The following is a 16664-nucleotide window of genomic DNA, read 5'->3' as shown; positions in this document are numbered from 1 at the left end:
TGTGGCACAGAAGGACGTGCTGACCGACCTGAGTAAGGTCCGCAATTTCGGCATCATGGCGCACATCGATGCCGGCAAAACCACAACTACCGAGCGCATCCTCTACTACACCGGCATCAACTACAAGATCGGTGAGGTCCATGACGGCGCCGCCACCATGGACTGGATGGAGCAGGAGCAGGAGCGCGGGATCACCATCACTTCCGCGGCTACCACGACGTTCTGGAAAGACAACCAGCTCAACATCATCGACACCCCGGGACACGTGGACTTCACCGTCGAGGTGGAGCGCAACCTGCGGGTGCTCGACGGGGCCGTCGCCGTGTTCGACGGCAAGGAAGGCGTGGAGCCGCAGTCCGAGCAGGTCTGGCGCCAGGCCGACAAGTACGACGTGCCGCGCATCTGCTTCGTCAACAAGATGGACAAGATCGGCGCCGACTTCTACTTCTCGGTGCGCACGATGGAAGAGCGGCTCGGCGCGAACGCCGTGCCGATCCAGCTGCCCATCGGTGCCGAGGGTGACTTCGAGGGCGTCGTCGACCTGGTCGAGATGAACGCCAAGGTCTGGCGCGGTGAGACCAAGCTGGGCGAAACCTACGACACCATCGAGATCCCGGCGGAATTGGCCGAGCAGGCCGAGGAATACCGCACCAAGCTGCTCGAGGTCGTCGCCGAGTCCGACGAGGAGTTGCTGGAGAAGTACCTCGGCGGGGAAGAGCTCACGGTCGACGAGATCAAGGGCGCGATCCGCAAGCTGACCATCGCCAGCGAGATCTACCCGGTGCTGTGTGGCAGCGCGTTCAAGAATAAGGGCGTGCAGCCGATGCTCGACGCCGTCGTCGACTACCTGCCGTCGCCGCTGGACGTTCCGCCGGCGATCGGGCACCCGCCCGGCAAGGAGGACGAGGAGGTCGTCCGCAACGCGACCACCGCCGAGCCGTTCGCGGCGCTGGCGTTCAAGATCGCCACGCACCCGTTCTTCGGCAAGCTGACCTACATCCGGGTGTACTCCGGCAAGGTCGACTCCGGTGCGCAGGTCATCAACGCCACCAAGGGCAAGAAGGAGCGTCTGGGCAAGCTGTTCCAGATGCACTCCAACAAGGAGAACCCGGTGGACACCGCTTCGGCGGGTCACATCTACGCGGTGATCGGGCTCAAGGACACCACCACCGGTGACACCCTGAGCGACCCGAACAACCAGATCGTGCTCGAGTCGATGACGTTCCCCGACCCGGTCATCGAGGTGGCCATCGAGCCGAAGACCAAGAGCGACCAGGAGAAGCTGAGCCTGTCGATCCAGAAGCTCGCCGAAGAGGATCCGACCTTCAAGGTGCACCTGGACCAAGAGACCGGCCAGACCGTGATCGGCGGGATGGGCGAGCTGCACCTGGACATCCTGGTGGACCGCATGCGGCGCGAGTTCAAGGTCGAGGCCAACGTCGGCAAGCCGCAGGTCGCGTACAAGGAGACCATCCGCCGCGGGGTGGACAACGTCGAGTACACCCACAAGAAGCAGACCGGCGGTTCGGGCCAGTTCGCCAAGGTGCTCATCAAGCTCGAGCCGTTCACCAGCGAGGACGGCGCCACCTACGAGTTCGAGAGCAAGGTCACCGGTGGACGCATCCCGCGCGAGTACATCCCGTCGGTGGACGCCGGCGCCCAGGACGCGATGCAGTACGGCGTGCTGGCCGGCTATCCGCTGGTGAACCTGAAGGTGACCCTGCTCGACGGCGCCTACCACGACGTCGACTCTTCGGAGATGGCGTTCAAGATCGCCGGGTCGCAGGTGCTGAAAAAGGCTGCGGCACAAGCACAACCGGTCATCCTCGAACCGATCATGGCCGTCGAGGTCACCACGCCCGAGGATTACATGGGCGATGTGATCGGCGACCTGAACTCCCGCCGTGGCCAGATCCAGGCCATGGAGGAGCGGGCCGGTGCGCGCGTCGTCAAGGCGCACGTGCCGCTGTCGGAGATGTTCGGCTACGTCGGCGACCTGAGGTCCAAGACGCAAGGCCGGGCGAACTACTCCATGGTGTTCGACTCCTACGCCGAAGTGCCGGCGAACGTGTCGAAGGAGATCATCGCCAAGGCGACGGGGGAGTAGCGCGACGGCACGAGTAAGCTGACCCGGTTACCACCGCGGCAAAACTGCAAAAAATCAACACTGCTTAACAGCACCAACAAGTCCAGGAGGACACAGAAGTGGCGAAGGCGAAGTTCCAGCGGACCAAGCCCCACGTCAACATCGGGACCATCGGTCACGTTGACCACGGCAAGACCACACTGACCGCGGCTATCACCAAGGTCCTGCACGACAAGTTTCCGGACCTGAACGAGTCGAAGGCGTTCGACCAGATCGACAACGCGCCCGAGGAGCGTCAGCGAGGTATCACGATCAACATCGCGCACGTGGAGTACCAGACCGACAAGCGTCACTACGCCCACGTCGATGCCCCGGGTCACGCCGACTACATCAAGAACATGATCACCGGCGCCGCCCAGATGGACGGTGCGATCCTGGTGGTCGCCGCCACCGACGGCCCGATGCCGCAGACCCGTGAGCACGTGCTGCTGGCCCGCCAGGTCGGTGTGCCCTACATCCTGGTCGCACTCAACAAGGCCGACGCGGTGGACGACGAGGAGCTGCTGGAGCTCGTCGAGCTGGAGGTCCGCGAGTTGCTGGCCGCCCAGGAGTTCGACGAGGAGGCCCCGGTGGTCCGGGTCTCGGCGCTCAAGGCGCTCGAGGGCGACGCCAAGTGGGTCGCGTCCGTCGAGGAGCTGATGAATGCCGTCGACGAGTCGATCCCGGACCCGGTCCGTGACACCGACAAGCCGTTCCTGATGCCTGTCGAGGACGTCTTCACCATCACCGGCCGTGGCACCGTGGTGACCGGTCGTGTCGAGCGCGGCGTCATCAACGTCAACGAGGAAGTCGAGATCGTCGGCATCCGGCCCACCAGCACCAAGACCACCGTCACCGGTGTGGAGATGTTCCGCAAGCTGCTCGACCAGGGTCAGGCCGGCGACAACGTCGGGCTGCTGCTGCGTGGTGTCAAGCGTGAGGATGTCGAGCGCGGCCAGGTGGTCACGAAGCCCGGCACCACCACGCCGCACACCGAGTTCGAGGGCCAGGTCTACATCCTGTCCAAGGACGAGGGCGGCCGGCACACGCCGTTCTTCAACAACTACCGCCCGCAGTTCTACTTCCGCACCACCGACGTGACCGGTGTGGTGACGCTGCCGGAGGGCACCGAGATGGTGATGCCCGGTGACAACACCAACATCTCGGTGAAGCTGATCCAGCCCGTCGCCATGGACGAGGGTCTACGGTTCGCGATCCGCGAGGGTGGCCGTACCGTCGGCGCCGGCCGGGTCACCAAGATCATCAAGTAACTACTGCGCGAACAGACGCAAAATCCCCCGAAACCTTGGTGTTTCGGGGGATTTTGCGTCTGCTCGTCCGTAGGAGCCCTCGGCCGAATTATGTGATCGGTAGCGCCAATAGGGCGTTACTCTGACTTCACCTATCGGGCAAGGCGAGGAGCAGGCATATGTTGGGGCGCTATCTGAAATTGCAGTTGTGGATTCTGTTGTGCGGCGGGGTCGGGCCGGCATTTTTGATCTTTTATTTTGTGCTCGGTCGGCCCAGCGATGCGGCGTGGATGTTGTATTGCGGCATGGGTATCACCCTCATCGACTTCTTGATCCCACCTGCGCTGATCTTCTACGCCAAGAAATCGGCGGCCAGCAGGGCCGCCTTCGAACAGAGCGGGGTGCTGGGCCTGGCTGAAATCACCGGCATCAACGAGACCGGGACTACCATCAACGATCAACCTTTGGTCAAGTTGCAGCTGCACATCTCCGGATCGGGCTTTGAGCCCTTCGACACCCAAGACAAAGTCCTCGCCGGTGTCGCACGTCTGCCAAACATCACCGCGCGCAAACTGGTGGTCTTCGTTGACCCCTCCACCCAGAAACACAAAATCGACTGGGAGCGAAGCGGTTGGGTCAATGGACTGGTACCGGCGAAGTTCACCGTGGCCGAAGACAACAAGGAGTATGACCTCACCGGTCAGTTCGGCCCGCTGATGGAGATCCTGCAGATCCTCAAGGCCAACAACGTTCAGCTCAACGATATTCGGTCGAATCCCACAGCGCGGCAACAGGTCCTGGCAGTGCTGCGCAGGTTCGAGGAGAAGCGGGCAGCCGCGGCCGTGCCGGCCGCGCCGCAAGCGTCGACCGCCGAGCGTCTGCAGAACCTCGAGACGCTACGCAACAGTGGCGCGGTGACCGAGCAGGAATACAACACCCAACGGGCCCAGATCATCTCTCAGATCTGAGTCAAAGTTTCGGGAGCATCTTGGTGGCCAGGTCTTTCTCCGCCTGAAGTTGCCTGTCGTCTTGCGTGCTGGAATCCCCTGACGTCAGCACGACCTTGATCTCCATACCGTGCTTGCCCTTGCGCACTTTCAGGCCGCTGAAGGAGCTATAGGCTGCGTCGCCCAGGCCCGACACCGACTGTTCTTTCGGCTCGCTGACGAGGTGGATCACCGACCATTCGCCCACCAGGGCGTCGATCCACCCATCCGAACCCTTGTACTGGCAGTGGGTTTCGCGCGGATTGGGTTGCGCCTCAATGGACTTGGTCGCGTTGTCACCTATCACCGGCTTCACCAGATCGAGCGTCAGCACTTGACACGCGTGGGGGGCGTCGGTGCCTTTGCCGAGGCCCATGCTCGGGCACCCGGCGGTGGTCGCGACGATAGCGGCCGCGATGAACACCAAAGTCGGTGCCCTGAAAAGCACTTCAGAGCTCCGCGATGATCTTTTCACGCTTGGCGCCGTATTCCGCCTCAGTGATCGCCCCGCTAGCGCGCAGCGTCTCCAGCTCCTGCAACCGCTGCGAGGCGGATTGTTGCGGCGGCGTCATCGCCGGCGCTGCGGGCGCGGGCGGGAAGTCCCCGGCAGCTGCCGGCGCTGGGACCTGCTGCTCGGCGGCCCGGCGCACTATGGCCATGATCTGTTGGCGGATGTGTGGATAATTGCGGAGATCCGTTGTGCCACCGAACGGTAGGTTGTTCGCCTTGTAGATCTGCAGGATCTCCAACAGCGGGCCGGCCTGCCCGCTCAGGTCGTAGGTCCTGTTGTCCTCGGTGCTGGTGAACTGGGCGGGTACCACCCCGGCGATCAATCCGCTAGCCTGCCAATCGATCTCATACTCACGCGTGTTCGGGTCCACCAGCACGACAACCTTGCGGGATGTGACGACGGCCTGCTTGGTGATGTCGACAATTACGCGTTTCTCGCTGTCGAACTCGAACCCCGGGCCGGCGATGCGCAAGTTCAACTTGACTACCGGGCGTTCGTTGATACGCATTCCCGTTTCAGTGAGGCCGATGACCTGAGCCACCGCCAGCACGCCGGTCTGTCGGAGAGCCGCGGACTTAGCCGATGTGCGGGCGCCCCGGTTGGCCAGCCACAGCGCAATTACTACATCCGCGATCGTAATTAAAACTCCGACAATCAACATCCACCCGATGTTGTCCCGCACAAGTGAGCCCATCGAGTCCGTATCAATTCCGTTGCCGGAGAACTGAGAACCGATTATCGAGGGGAGGAAGAAGTAAGTGCCGATGAAGATCGGCCCGACTATCCCTCCGCAGATCAGGACAAACAGCTGGGCCTTTAGATAGCGCTGTAGCATTGCCGGCTCCTGTCGTTGCGGGGCAGATCAGCAGTTTAATGCTTCCGCGGGTCAAATGTGCTGCACCGGCGAAACATAATATGGCGGGAGACCCAAAGTGGTCGCGGTAGCAAAGGAAATCCAGCATGAGCGCCAGCCACCCGCTAAGACGCGGGGCCGTCAGGTTAGCAACGGCCGTATTGCTATCCGGCAGTTTGGGTCTGGCCTGTCTGGGGCCGGGCTCGGGTGCCGCCGCGGCGATACCGTCGAGTCCGACCGGTCCGGCGCCGACAAAGTTTGGGATATGAGTATCTGCCACGAGATACGGCACCGTCAGTGGCAATGTTTTCGATGACGACAATCCACCGCCCGAGGCGATCAAAGACTGCGGCTACGACTTGATCGGTATACCGATCGGTTGTTAATGGCATCGGGCGTATCCGGCCCCAACTAGAACACGTTTCAGTTTCGCTGTTAGCCTGTCGGGATGACTGGATCGCTGCACGGCCGGGTTGCCTTCATCACCGGCGCTGCCCGCGCCCAGGGGCGGTCGCACGCGGTGCGGCTGGCCCGCGAAGGCGCCGACATCATCGCGCTGGATATCTGCGCCCCGGTGTCTGACACCCTGACCTACCCGCCGGCCACACCGGAGGACCTCAACGAAACCGTCCGCTTGGTGGAGGCCGAGGGCCGCAAGATCCTGGCCCGCGAGGCGGACATCCGCGACGACGCGGCTCTGCGGCAGCTGGTTGCCGACGGTGTCGAACAATTCGGGCGGCTGGACATCCTGGTGGCCAACGCCGGGGTCCTGGGCTGGGGTCGGCTGTGGGAACTCACCGACGAGCAGTGGGACACCGTCATCGGGGTCAACCTCACCGGCACCTGGCGCACCCTGCGCGCGGCGATACCCGCGATGATCGAGGCCGGCAACGGCGGTTCGATCGTGGTGGTCAGCTCGTCGGCGGGGCTCAAGGCGACGCCGGGCAACGGGCATTACTCGGCCAGCAAGCACGGGCTCACCGCGCTGACCAACACCCTGGCGATCGAGCTCGGTGAATACGGCATCCGGGTCAACTCCATCCACCCCTATTCGGTCGACACCCCGATGATCGAGCCGCAGGCCATGATGGAGATCTTCGCCAAGCATCCCCGTTTCGTGCACAGCTTCCCGCCAATGCCGGTGCAGTACAAGGGATTCATGACGTCCGACGAGGTGTCCGACGTCGTGGTCTGGCTGGCGGGTGACGGTTCCGGCACTCTGTCCGGCACGCAGATCCCGGTGGACAAGGGCGCACTGAAGTACTAAGCCGACAGGCGTGCTATTAACTCCTCGTGACCAGTAGCGCAAAGACCAACGGGATTGTGATCGTCGGCGGCGGACTCGGTGCCGCCCGCACGGCCGAGCAACTGCGCCGGGCCGACTACACCGGTCCCATCACGATCGTCAGCGACGAGGTACATCTGCCCTACGACCGGCCACCGCTGTCCAAGGAAGTGCTGCGCAGCGAGGTCGATGACGTCGCACTCAAGCCGCGCGAATGGTACGACGAGAAAGACGTCACCCTGCGGTTGGGGTCGGCGGCCGTCGGCCTGGACACCAAGGCGCAGACGGTGACGCTGGCGGACGGATCGGTGCTCGGCTACCAGGAACTCGTGATTGCCACCGGTTTGGTGCCGCGGCGTATTCCGTCGTTTCCCGATCTCGAGGGCATTCGGGTGCTGCGGTCATTCGACGAGAGCATGGCGTTGCGCACCCACGCCTCGGCGGCCAAGCGGGTCGTGATCGTCGGCGCCGGCTTCATCGGGTGTGAGGTCGCGGCCAGTCTGCGCAGCCTGGGCGTGGACGTCGCATTGGTGGAGCCGCAGCCCACTCCGCTGGCGGCCGTCCTCGGCGAGCAGATCGGTGCGCTGGTGACGCGGCTGCATCGTGCCGAAGGAGTCGACGTGCGCACCGGGGTAGGGGTTTCCGAAGTGCGCGGCACGGACCACGTCGACACCGTCGTGCTCAGCGACGGGACCGAGCTGGCAGCGGATCTGGTGGTCGTCGGGATCGGGTCCCGCCCGGCAACCGAATGGCTGCAAGGCAGCGGCATCGAGGTCGATAACGGTGTCATCTGCGACGAGGCCGGACGCACCAGCGCGCCCAACGTGTGGGCGCTGGGCGACGTCGCTTCCTGGCGTGACCCCACCGGACATCAAGCCCGCGTGGAACATTGGAGCAACGTCGCTGACCAGGCCCGGGTCGTCGTGCCGGCGATGCTGGGCCAAGAAGCACCGTCGGCCGTGGTCGTCCCGTACTTCTGGAGCGACCAATACGACGTGAAAATCCAATGTTTGGGCAAGCCGGAAGCCACCGACATCGTGCATCTGGTCGAGGATGACGGTCGCAAGTTTCTGGCCTACTACGAGCGCGACGGCGTGCTGGTCGGCGTGGTCGGCGGTGGGATGCCGGGCAAGGTGATGAAGGTCCGCGCCAAAATCGCTGCCGCCGTGCCCATTTCGGAAGTGCTGGGCTGACATGAGTGGCCCGCGGTTGTATCGGCCGCGGCCGCCGCTTGCCGGTCATATCGAATACTTCGGCTATTGGGAGCGCGGCAGCACGGTCGACGTACACACCAGCCGGGCGCTGCCGCGCGGCGCCGCCACGGTGATCATCGAAGTCGGCGACGGCGACGAACCCGGCTTCTATGCCGCCGACGGCGCCACCCGGCTACCGGTTCCGCCGGCTTTCCTCGTTGGCCCGGGGGTGGCTTCTTACGTCACCAGAGTTCAAGCCACTCAGACCGTCATGACGATCCACTTCCGTCCCGGCGGGGCGCAGCCGTTCGTCGGGTGTCCGCTGGGCGAGCTGGAAGATGCCTGCGTGGGCCTGAGGGACCTGTGGGGATCGAGCGCCGAATCGCTACTGGACCAACTGACCGAAAGTGGCGCGGCGCGGCAGCGGGTGGCCCTGCTCGAAAGTTTCCTCGCCGACCGCATGGCGTCCCGTCCAGATTCGGTTGTGGCTTCGGTAATCGTTGCAGCAGAACAGGATCCGTCGATGCGGGTGTCGGCGGCCCGCGATCTGACCGGCCTGTCGGCCAAGCGGTTCAACGCACTGTTCCGCTCCCGAGTCGGGTTGTCGCCCAAGGCCTATCTTCGGGTGCGTCGATTGCAGGCGGCGCTGCGTGCGCTCGACAACGCGGCGCCGGGCGCGCGGGTCGCCGCCGATCTCGGGTATTTCGATCAGGCACATTTTGTGCGGGACTTTCAGTCGTTCGCGGCGATAACGCCCACCCAGTACGCGCAGCGACGGTCGTCGATGCCCGGACATGTCGAGATCGATCGAGCGCCGAGGCCGAAATATACAAGCCACGCCACGTAGTGGCAGCGATGATGAGCCCATGGATACCCATCACCGAGCGGTGGCCGACACGGCATTGCTGGTCGCCGCGATCCGCGCCCGAGAATCGACCCGTGCGGACGGCCTGTTCCGCGACCCCTTCGCCGAGCGGTTGGCGGGTGAGCGCGGCCGGGAACTGCTTTCCGCAGCGCTGAAGTCATCAGGCGAACAGCCCACCGCGCAGATCGTGGTGCGGACCCGCTACTGGGATGAAGCCTTGCTCCAGGCCGTGCGGGAAGGCGGACAGGTCGTCATCCTGGCGGCGGGCATGGATGCGCGGGCCTACCGCCTGCCCTGGCCCAACGGCACCGTCGTGTTCGAACTTGATCAGCCACAGGTGATCTCGGCCAAGTCCGAGCTGCTCGCCGGCGAGGAACCGCGGTGCCGGCGCGTCCCGGTCGCCGTCGATCTGGCCGACGACTGGCCGGCCGCCATCCAAGCTGCCGGTCTTGACGCAGGCGCGCCCACTGTGTGGCTGCTCGAAGGCCTACTGCAGTATCTCGACGAGAGCGCGGTCGACGCGTTGTTCGATCGCGTCGACGCGCTGTCGGCACCCGGCTCTGTGCTGCTGTATGACGTAGTCGGCAAGACGCTGCTCGAATCTCCTTCCATGGCACCGGTTTTGGAGTCCATGGCGAAGAACGGCGCCCCGTGGCTGTTCGGCACCGACGAACCCGAACAGCTAGCCGGACGCCGCGGATGGTCGGCGACCGTGATCGACGTCGCCGAAGTCGGCAACCGCTACGACCGCTGGTTCGCGCCGGCGGTCCCGATGGATGTCCAGGGCGTACCGCGCGGCTACTTCGTCAAGGCGACGAAATAGGTCTCCGCCAATGCACCGGCGGGCCGTGCGGATGGCATTCACCCAGCACCTGAAGTTCGCCACCCGGCCAGCGCCGGGCGCGTACCAGAAACTTCAGCTCCCCGCCGGGACCGGCACGCGCGGGCTCCAAGGTCAGGTGCGCAAACGGCGAGCGGTTGTCGGCTTGACCGGCCAGTGCGTCGACCCCCTCGCGCACCGATGCCTGTTCGTCGGCGGACAGGTACTGCCAGGTGATCGAATGCCACAGCACGGTCACCGCGCCGTCGCTCAGGGTCAGGCCGGCCACGGCGTCGCCGGCGGTCTTGCGCACCAGCAGCGCGGGGACTTCGCGGGCGACCGCGATGGCGCCGCGCAACCTATCCAGGCGGGCTCGCTGATCGGGCCAGACGTAGCTCAGCAAGGTCATCTCCCCGTCGGCGCCGGAGACGTCGATCGGCGCAATGTCGTATCCGTGTCGTTCGACGATTCGCACCTCACCCGGCGGCGGTAATACGCCGTGCCAAGCGTCGTCGATGACCACCGGCGAGTCCGACGGTCCCCACTGACCACCGGCATAGCGGTAGTGGTAGCGGTCGGCCCGCAGGTTCAGCCCGGCGCTGGCACCGATCTCGAAAAGCCTTACCGGCCAGCCGAATCCGTGATTCATCCGCAGCAGTGCACCGATGAGCACGGCCGAGCGGCCCACTTCGTTGGTCTGCGGTGGCTGGTCGAGAGCCGCACGCAACACGCCGACGTTCGCCGCCGCCACCCGCAGGATGTCCGGCCACGCGGCTCGAGCGTCCCAGGTTCCGCCGGTGCTGGGATACCACCGCCGCAGCGTCGGGGCCCGATCGTCGAGCACCATCCGGTGCAGGCCGCCGAGCAGGCGCAGCGGCACCGCGTCACGCGACGGCGCCTCTTCCCGGCCGGCGAGAATGGTCGCGAACACACCGCCGGCTTCCACGTCGTGGGCCACCCGCTCGAACAGCTCGTCGTACATCGAGGAACCGGAGGCGCCGCAGAACCATCCCTGGGACCGCAGCGTGTGCACCAGGTGCCCGGCGTTCATCCGTCGAGCCCGTTCAGCCCGGCGCCCACGACGTCGAACGCGTTCCCAAGGGCGGTGGGCAACGGGACGGATTCGTCGCTCAGCCAGTGCTCGTAGGCGCTCAGCGCAACCCCCAGCAGCGTCCAGGCCACCGTTTGGGGTACCAGATCGGTGGTCTTGACGCCTAGCCGGGCGGCGATGAATCCCGCGATCACCTCCCGCCATCCGGCATACATCGTCATCGAATAGGCCTGCAGCTCTTCGGTTTTCAGAATCACTCGCATACGCTGACGGTGCCGGGCGGTTTCCGACTCGTCAAAGGTGTTGAACGCCAACAGCGCAACCCGCAACGCCTCGCCCAGCGGAATCCGTTCGTCGACGGCCTCGAGCAGGTCGCGGAGGTGCGCCAGGTGAGTGTCGAAGTCGCCCCAGGGGATTGCGTTCTTGGAGGCGTAGTAACGGAAAAGCGTGCGCCGCGAGATGCCGGCGGCCCGTGCCACGTCGTCGACGCTCACCTCGGCGAAACCATGCTCGGCGAACAGGTCGAGGGCGACGTCAGTGATGTGATGCGGCGTCGTCGAGCGGCGACGGCCCACCCGCGACTGCGGCAACATCGGAAACTCGCCCTTCCATTTCGGCACTCGATGCCATATCCTGACGACGATTGTGACCAGCTCGACCCTTCGTTGTCGAGACCTTACGAGAGGCAATTCACATGGACCACGAGACCGAGACGGACACCGAGCTCGTCGCCGAGACCCTGGTGGAAGAGGTGTCCATCGACGGAATGTGCGGCGTTTACTGAGTCCGCGTGTTCGACCCTGATCACGGCTGGCGGTTGCACCCACAGGTGGCCGTTCGGCCGGAACCGTTCGGCGCTCTGCTCTACCACTTCGGTACGCGCAAGCTGTCGTTTTTGAAAAATCGCACCATCCTCACCGTGGTGCAGTCGCTGGCCGAGCATCCGGACCTCCGGTCCGCCTGCCGCGCCGCGGGAGTCGACGACGCCAGCCAGGGTCCCTACCTGCATGCGCTGGCGGTGCTGGCCGACTCCAACATGCTGGTGGCCCAGGAGGATCCGAAATGAGCGCCCCAACAGCGCGTGTACCGCGGCTCATCGAACAGTTCGAGCGCGGCCTGGACGCACCCATCTGCCTCACTTGGGAGCTCACCTACGCGTGCAATCTCGCTTGCGTGCACTGCCTTTCGTCGTCGGGCAAGCGCGATCCACGCGAGCTGTCCACCCGCCAATGCAAGGACATCATCGACGAGCTGGAACGCATGCAGGTGTTCTACGTCAACATCGGCGGCGGAGAACCCACGGTACGGCCGGACTTCTGGGAGCTGGTCGACTACGCGACCGCACACCACGTCGGGGTGAAGTTCTCCACCAACGGGGTGCGGATCACGCCTGGAATCGCGGCGCGGCTGGCCGCCAGTGACTACGTGGATGTCCAGATCTCGCTCGACGGCGCCACCGCCGAGGTCAACGACGCCGTGCGCGGGGCCGGGTCGTTCGACATGGCGGTACGGGCGCTGGAAAACCTTGCCGCGGCGGGTTTCCGCGATGCCAAGATCTCCGTGGTCGTCACCCGCCACAACGTCGGCCAGCTCGACGAATTCGCCGCGCTGGCAAGCCGTTACGGCGCCACCCTGCGGATCACCCGGCTGCGGCCGTCCGGACGCGGCGCCGACGTCTGGGAGGAGCTGCACCCCACCGCCGAGCAACAGGTCGCGCTGTACGACTGGCTGGTGGCCAAGGGAGAGCGGGTGCTCACCGGCGACTCCTTCTTCCATCTGTCGCCGCTCGGCGAAACCGGAGCGCTGGCCGGGCTGAACATGTGCGGTGCCGGGCGGGTGGTGTGCCTGATCGACCCGGTGGGCGACGTGTACGCCTGCCCGTTTGCCATCCACGACCGCTTCCTGGCCGGAAATGTGTTGTCGGACGGCGGGTTTGACAACGTCTGGAAGAACGCGCCGCTGTTCCGCGAACTGCGTGAGCCCCAGTCCGCGGGTGCGTGCGGCAGCTGCGGTCACTACGACAGCTGCCGGGGCGGCTGCATGGCGGCGAAGTTCTTCACCGGCCTGCCGCTGGACGGGCCCGATCCAGAATGCGTGCAAGGCCACGGCGCGCCGGCGCTGGCCCGGGAGCGTCACACCCCGCGGCCCCGGGTCGACCACTCCCGCGGACAGCGAGTCCGCGAACCCGTGCCCCTGACGCTCTCGATGCGGCCGCCGGCACGTCTCTGCAACGAAAGTCCGCTGTAATGCCCACTCAATGGTTTGAAACAGTCGCCATCGCTCAGCAGCGCGCTAAAAAGCGGTTGCCGAAATCGGTTTATTCGTCGTTGATTTCGGCCAGCGAAAAAGGAATTACGGTCGCCGACAACGTGGAAGCGTTCAGTGAACTCGGTTTCGCCCCGCACGTCGTCGGCGTCGCCGAAAAACGCGACCTGTCGACCACCGTTATGGGTCAAGAGATTTCGCTTCCGGTAATCATTTCGCCCACCGGTGTGCAGGCGGTGGACCCGGATGGTGAAGTCGCGGTGGCGCGGGCGGCGGCTGCGCGTGGGACAGCGATGGGATTGTCCTCGTTCGCCAGCAAGCCGATCGAGGAGGTCATCGCCGCCAACCCCAAACTGTTTTTTCAGGTGTACTGGCTGGGCGGCCGGGACGCGATCGCCGAGCGGGTGGAACGGGCGCGGCAGGCCGGCGCGGCCGGACTCATCGTTACCACCGACTGGACGTTCTCGCACGGGCGCGACTGGGGCAGCCCTCAGATCCCCGAACAGATGAACCTGCGGACCATGCTGCGCATGTCGCCGGAGGCGATCACCAAGCCGCGGTGGCTGTGGAAGTTCGGCAAGACGTTGCGGCCGCCGGACTTGCGGGTGCCCAATCAGGGCCGCCGCGGCGAACCGGGTCCACCGTTCTTCGCCGCCTACGGCGAATGGATGGGCACCCCGCCGCCGACCTGGGACGACATCGCCTGGCTACGCGAGTTGTGGGGCGGACCGTTCATGCTCAAGGGCGTCATGCGCGTCGATGACGCCAAAAGGGCAGTGGACGCCGGTGTTTCGGCGATCTCGGTGTCCAATCACGGCGGCAACAACCTGGACGGCACACCCGCCTCGATCCGTGCCCTGCCCGCCGTGGCCGACGCTGTCGGCGACCAGGTCGAGGTCTTGCTGGACGGCGGCATCCGGCGGGGCAGCGACGTCGTCAAGGCGGTGGCATTGGGCGCGCGGGCGGTCATGATCGGACGCGCGTATCTGTGGGGCCTGGCCGCGGCGGGCCAAGCCGGCGTGGAGAACGTCCTCGACATTCTGCGCGGCGGCATCGACTCGGCTCTGATGGGCCTCGGGCATGCCTCGGTCCACGATCTGAGCCCGGACGACATCCTGGTTCCGGCGGGGTTTGCCCGCGCGCTCGGTGTGCCCGCCTCGGACGCCTAGCCGGCACGGCCCGCAATTACGATTCCCGACAATTCTGATACGGGCGTGACAGTGGTGGCGGACGAGTAAGAAATTTCAATTGATGCTGGAACAATTGGTGCACGAGAGGTGAATTCGTCCTACCATCGGCAAGTGCCCGTACGCGGCGAACTGGGAAGTATGACGTCGAGCCAGTTGCCAAGCATCTCGCCGTCGCTACTGATCCCGTTGGGGTCCACCGAACAGCACGGCCCGCACTTGCCGCTGGACACCGACACCCGCATTGCTACCGCGGTTGCCAAAGCCGCCGCGCCGCTCGTCGAGGATGGCCGAGAGTGGCTGGTCGCCCCGGCCATCGCCTACGGTGCCAGCGGCGAGCATCAGAGTTTCACCGGGACGATCTCGATCGGCACCGAGGCCCTGACCACTCTGCTGGTGGAGTACGGCAGGTCGGCCGCGTGCTGGGCCCAGCGCCTGGTCTTCGTCAATGGCCACGGCGGCAATATCGCCGCATTGGGTCGTGCGGTGAGCACGCTGCGCAACGAGAGCCGCGACGTCGCGTGGTTCGCGTGCACCGTCGCCGACGGCGATGCCCACGCCGGGCACACCGAAACGTCTGTGCTGCTGCATATTTCGCCGGACGACGTGCTGACCGAACGGCGGCTGGCGGGCAACGGCGCACCTTTGGCCGAGCTGTTGCCGGCGATGCGGCGAGGGGGGGTCGCAGCGGTCAGCGGGACCGGAGTATTGGGTGACCCGACAACCGCGACCGCGGCGGAAGGGAGGCGCATCTTCGGCGAGATGGTGGACGAATGCGCGCGCCGGGTCGCCCGGTGGTCGCCGGAGCCGCACGGAATGCTGACGTGACCACCACGCGGCTCCCGGACGGGTTCGCCGTTCAGGTTGACCGCCGCGTGCGGGTGCTCGGTGACGGTTCGGCCCTGCTGGGTGGGTCACCAACCCGCCTGCTGAAGCTGGCGCCTGCCGCCCAAGACATGCTGTCCGACGGCCGGCTCAAGGTGCGCGACGATGTCAGTGCCCAGCTAGCCCGCACCCTGCTGGACGCCACGGTAGCCCACCCTCGCCCCGCCGGTGGCCCGTCGCACCGCGACGTCACCGTGGTTATTCCAGTGCGAGACAACACTTCTGGCGTACGACGCCTGGTGTCGTGCCTACGGGGACTGCGGGTCATCGTGGTGGACGACGGTTCGCAGTGCCCGATCACGGCAGACGACTTCCTGGGCGCCCACTGTGACGTCGAGGTGCTCCGGCACGACCGCAGCAAGGGGCCGGCGGCGGCCCGCAACACGGGCTTGGCCGCATGCACCACCGACTATGTGGCATTCATGGATTCCGATGTGTCGCCGCGGCGTGGCTGGCTGGAGGCGCTGCTCGGGCATTTCTGCGACCCCACCGTCGCGCTGGTCGCGCCTCGCATCATCGGCCTGGCGCAAAGCGAGAATCTGGTTGCCCGGTATGAGGCGGTGCGCTCGTCACTGGACCTCGGCCAGCGCGAGGCGCCGGTGCTGCCGCACAGCACGGTGTCCTACGTTCCCAGCGCGGCGATCATTTGCCGCAGTAGCGCCATTCGCGAAGTCGGCGGGTTCGACGAGACCCTGCGGTCCGGCGAGGACGTCGACCTGTGTTGGCGACTCATCGAGGCGGGCGCCCGGCTGCGCTACGAGCCGATCGCGCTGGTTGCCCATGATCACCGCACGGAATTGAAGGATTGGCTTGCCCGCAAGGCGTTTTACGGCGGCTCCGCGGCTCCTTTGTCGGTGCGGCATCCGGACAAGACGGCCCCGCTGGTGATCTCCGGCGGCGCATTGATGGTGTGGATCCTGATGGCCTTGGGGACCAGCATCGCTCAGCTGGCGTCGCTGGTGGTTGCCGTCTTGACGGGCCGCCGGATAGCCAAGGCGATGAGCAAAGCCGACACGTCGCTGCAGGATGTGCTGGTGATCGCCACCCGTGGTCTGTGGTCGGCGGCGCTGCAACTGGCATCGGCCATTTGCCGGCATTATTGGCCGTTGGCATTGCTCGCGGCGATATTGTCGCGACGGTGCCGGCGGGTCGTGCTGATCGCGGCCATCATGGACGGCGTGGTGGACTGGCTGCGCCGCCGGGATGCCGTCGACGACGATGCCGAACCGATCGGTGTCTTCACCTACCTGTTGCTCAAACGCATCGACGATCTGGCGTACGGCATCGGGTTGTGGACCGGGGTGGTGCGCGAACGAAATATGGGCGCGCTCAAACCGAAGATCCGGACCTGACCGGTTGACCGCGAGCAGACGCAAAATCCCCCGCCA

At 65.4% G+C, this 16664-nt stretch carries 17 protein-coding genes; 13 read left to right on the top strand and 4 right to left on the bottom strand.

Annotated features, from left to right (window positions below; all coding sequences use genetic code 11):
* The first annotated feature begins 1 nt into the window (after position 1).
* From fusA to AC5Y2L_RS00075, 3 genes are all read left to right on the top strand, one after another.
* Positions 2-2107, top strand: a complete 2106-nt coding sequence (fusA, locus tag AC5Y2L_RS00085) for an elongation factor G (protein WP_499933856.1) — start codon at positions 2-4, stop codon at positions 2105-2107.
* 98 nt (positions 2108-2205) lie between these two features.
* Complete coding sequence (tuf, locus tag AC5Y2L_RS00080; protein ID WP_499933854.1) at positions 2206-3396, top strand: elongation factor Tu; 1191 nt, start codon at positions 2206-2208, stop codon at positions 3394-3396.
* Positions 3397-3554: 158 nt separating this feature from the next.
* Positions 3555-4343, top strand: a complete 789-nt coding sequence (locus tag AC5Y2L_RS00075) for an SHOCT domain-containing protein (protein ID WP_499933852.1) — start codon at positions 3555-3557, stop codon at positions 4341-4343.
* Position 4344: 1 nt separating this feature from the next.
* Here AC5Y2L_RS00075 and AC5Y2L_RS00070 read toward each other — a convergent pair whose 3' ends face one another.
* On the bottom strand, positions 4345-4788 hold the full coding sequence (locus AC5Y2L_RS00070) for a hypothetical protein (RefSeq protein ID WP_499933850.1): 444 nt from the start codon (positions 4786-4788) through the stop codon (positions 4345-4347).
* 22 nt (positions 4789-4810) lie between these two features.
* The gene (locus AC5Y2L_RS00065; protein WP_499933848.1) at positions 4811-5707 is read right to left on the bottom strand and encodes an SHOCT domain-containing protein; all 897 of its coding nucleotides are present in this window, start codon (positions 5705-5707) and stop codon (positions 4811-4813) included.
* 466 nt (positions 5708-6173) lie between these two features.
* On the opposite strand from AC5Y2L_RS00065, the gene AC5Y2L_RS00060 reads away from it, so the two are divergent.
* From AC5Y2L_RS00060 to AC5Y2L_RS00045, 4 genes are read left to right on the top strand one after another with little or no spacing between them, the layout of a single operon-like run.
* Positions 6174-6992 (top strand): mycofactocin-coupled SDR family oxidoreductase, encoded by an 819-nt coding sequence (locus AC5Y2L_RS00060; RefSeq protein WP_499933846.1) that lies wholly within the window; start codon positions 6174-6176, stop codon positions 6990-6992.
* Between the two features lie 26 nt (positions 6993-7018).
* Positions 7019-8203 (top strand): NAD(P)/FAD-dependent oxidoreductase, encoded by a 1185-nt coding sequence (locus tag AC5Y2L_RS00055; RefSeq protein WP_499933844.1) that lies wholly within the window; start codon positions 7019-7021, stop codon positions 8201-8203.
* A 1-nt stretch (position 8204) separates the two neighbouring features.
* On the top strand, positions 8205-9050 hold the full coding sequence (locus AC5Y2L_RS00050) for an AraC family transcriptional regulator (protein ID WP_499933843.1): 846 nt from the start codon (positions 8205-8207) through the stop codon (positions 9048-9050).
* A gap of 19 nt (positions 9051-9069) precedes the next feature.
* Positions 9070-9891, top strand: coding sequence for an SAM-dependent methyltransferase (locus tag AC5Y2L_RS00045; RefSeq protein ID WP_499933841.1), 822 nt, complete (start codon positions 9070-9072; stop codon positions 9889-9891).
* Here AC5Y2L_RS00045 and AC5Y2L_RS00040 read toward each other — a convergent pair.
* A complete protein-coding gene (locus tag AC5Y2L_RS00040) occupies positions 9875-10939 on the bottom strand; it encodes a DUF2332 domain-containing protein (protein ID WP_499933840.1) in 1065 nt (354 codons plus the stop codon). The two genes, AC5Y2L_RS00045 and AC5Y2L_RS00040, sit on opposite strands and share 17 nt — an antisense overlap.
* Positions 10936-11532, bottom strand: a complete 597-nt coding sequence (gene mftR, locus AC5Y2L_RS00035) for a mycofactocin system transcriptional regulator MftR (protein ID WP_499933917.1) — start codon at positions 11530-11532, stop codon at positions 10936-10938. Before mftR ends, AC5Y2L_RS00040 begins: the two co-directional genes overlap by 4 nt.
* Positions 11533-11633: 101 nt before the next feature.
* On the opposite strand from mftR, the gene mftA reads away from it, so the two are divergent.
* The 6 genes from mftA to mftF all read left to right on the top strand — a co-directional run bounded on the left by mftA (position 11634) and on the right by mftF (position 16628).
* Positions 11634-11723, top strand: coding sequence for a mycofactocin precursor MftA (gene mftA, locus AC5Y2L_RS00030; protein ID WP_067378115.1), 90 nt, complete (start codon positions 11634-11636; stop codon positions 11721-11723).
* A gap of 6 nt (positions 11724-11729) precedes the next feature.
* Positions 11730-12005 (top strand): mycofactocin biosynthesis chaperone MftB, encoded by a 276-nt coding sequence (gene mftB / locus AC5Y2L_RS00025; protein ID WP_499933839.1) that lies wholly within the window; start codon positions 11730-11732, stop codon positions 12003-12005.
* Positions 12002-13186, top strand: coding sequence for a mycofactocin radical SAM maturase (mftC, locus tag AC5Y2L_RS00020; protein WP_499933837.1), 1185 nt, complete (start codon positions 12002-12004; stop codon positions 13184-13186). The genes mftB and mftC overlap by 4 nt, the downstream gene beginning before the upstream one ends.
* The gene (mftD, locus tag AC5Y2L_RS00015) at positions 13186-14373 is read left to right on the top strand and encodes a pre-mycofactocin synthase MftD (protein ID WP_499933836.1); all 1188 of its coding nucleotides are present in this window, start codon (positions 13186-13188) and stop codon (positions 14371-14373) included. Before mftC ends, mftD begins: the two co-directional genes overlap by 1 nt.
* A 108-nt stretch (positions 14374-14481) precedes the next feature.
* Complete coding sequence (gene mftE, locus AC5Y2L_RS00010) at positions 14482-15219, top strand: mycofactocin biosynthesis peptidyl-dipeptidase MftE (RefSeq protein WP_499933834.1); 738 nt, start codon at positions 14482-14484, stop codon at positions 15217-15219.
* Positions 15216-16628, top strand: coding sequence for a mycofactocin biosynthesis glycosyltransferase MftF (mftF, locus tag AC5Y2L_RS00005; RefSeq protein WP_499933832.1), 1413 nt, complete (start codon positions 15216-15218; stop codon positions 16626-16628). The genes mftE and mftF overlap by 4 nt, the downstream gene beginning before the upstream one ends.
* Positions 16629-16664: the final 36 nt, after the last annotated feature.

Source organism: Mycobacterium sp. NGS66 (assembly GCF_059812225.1).
Note: the sequence above shows the minus strand (reverse complement) of the source record. Positions and strands in the feature narration are given on the sequence as shown.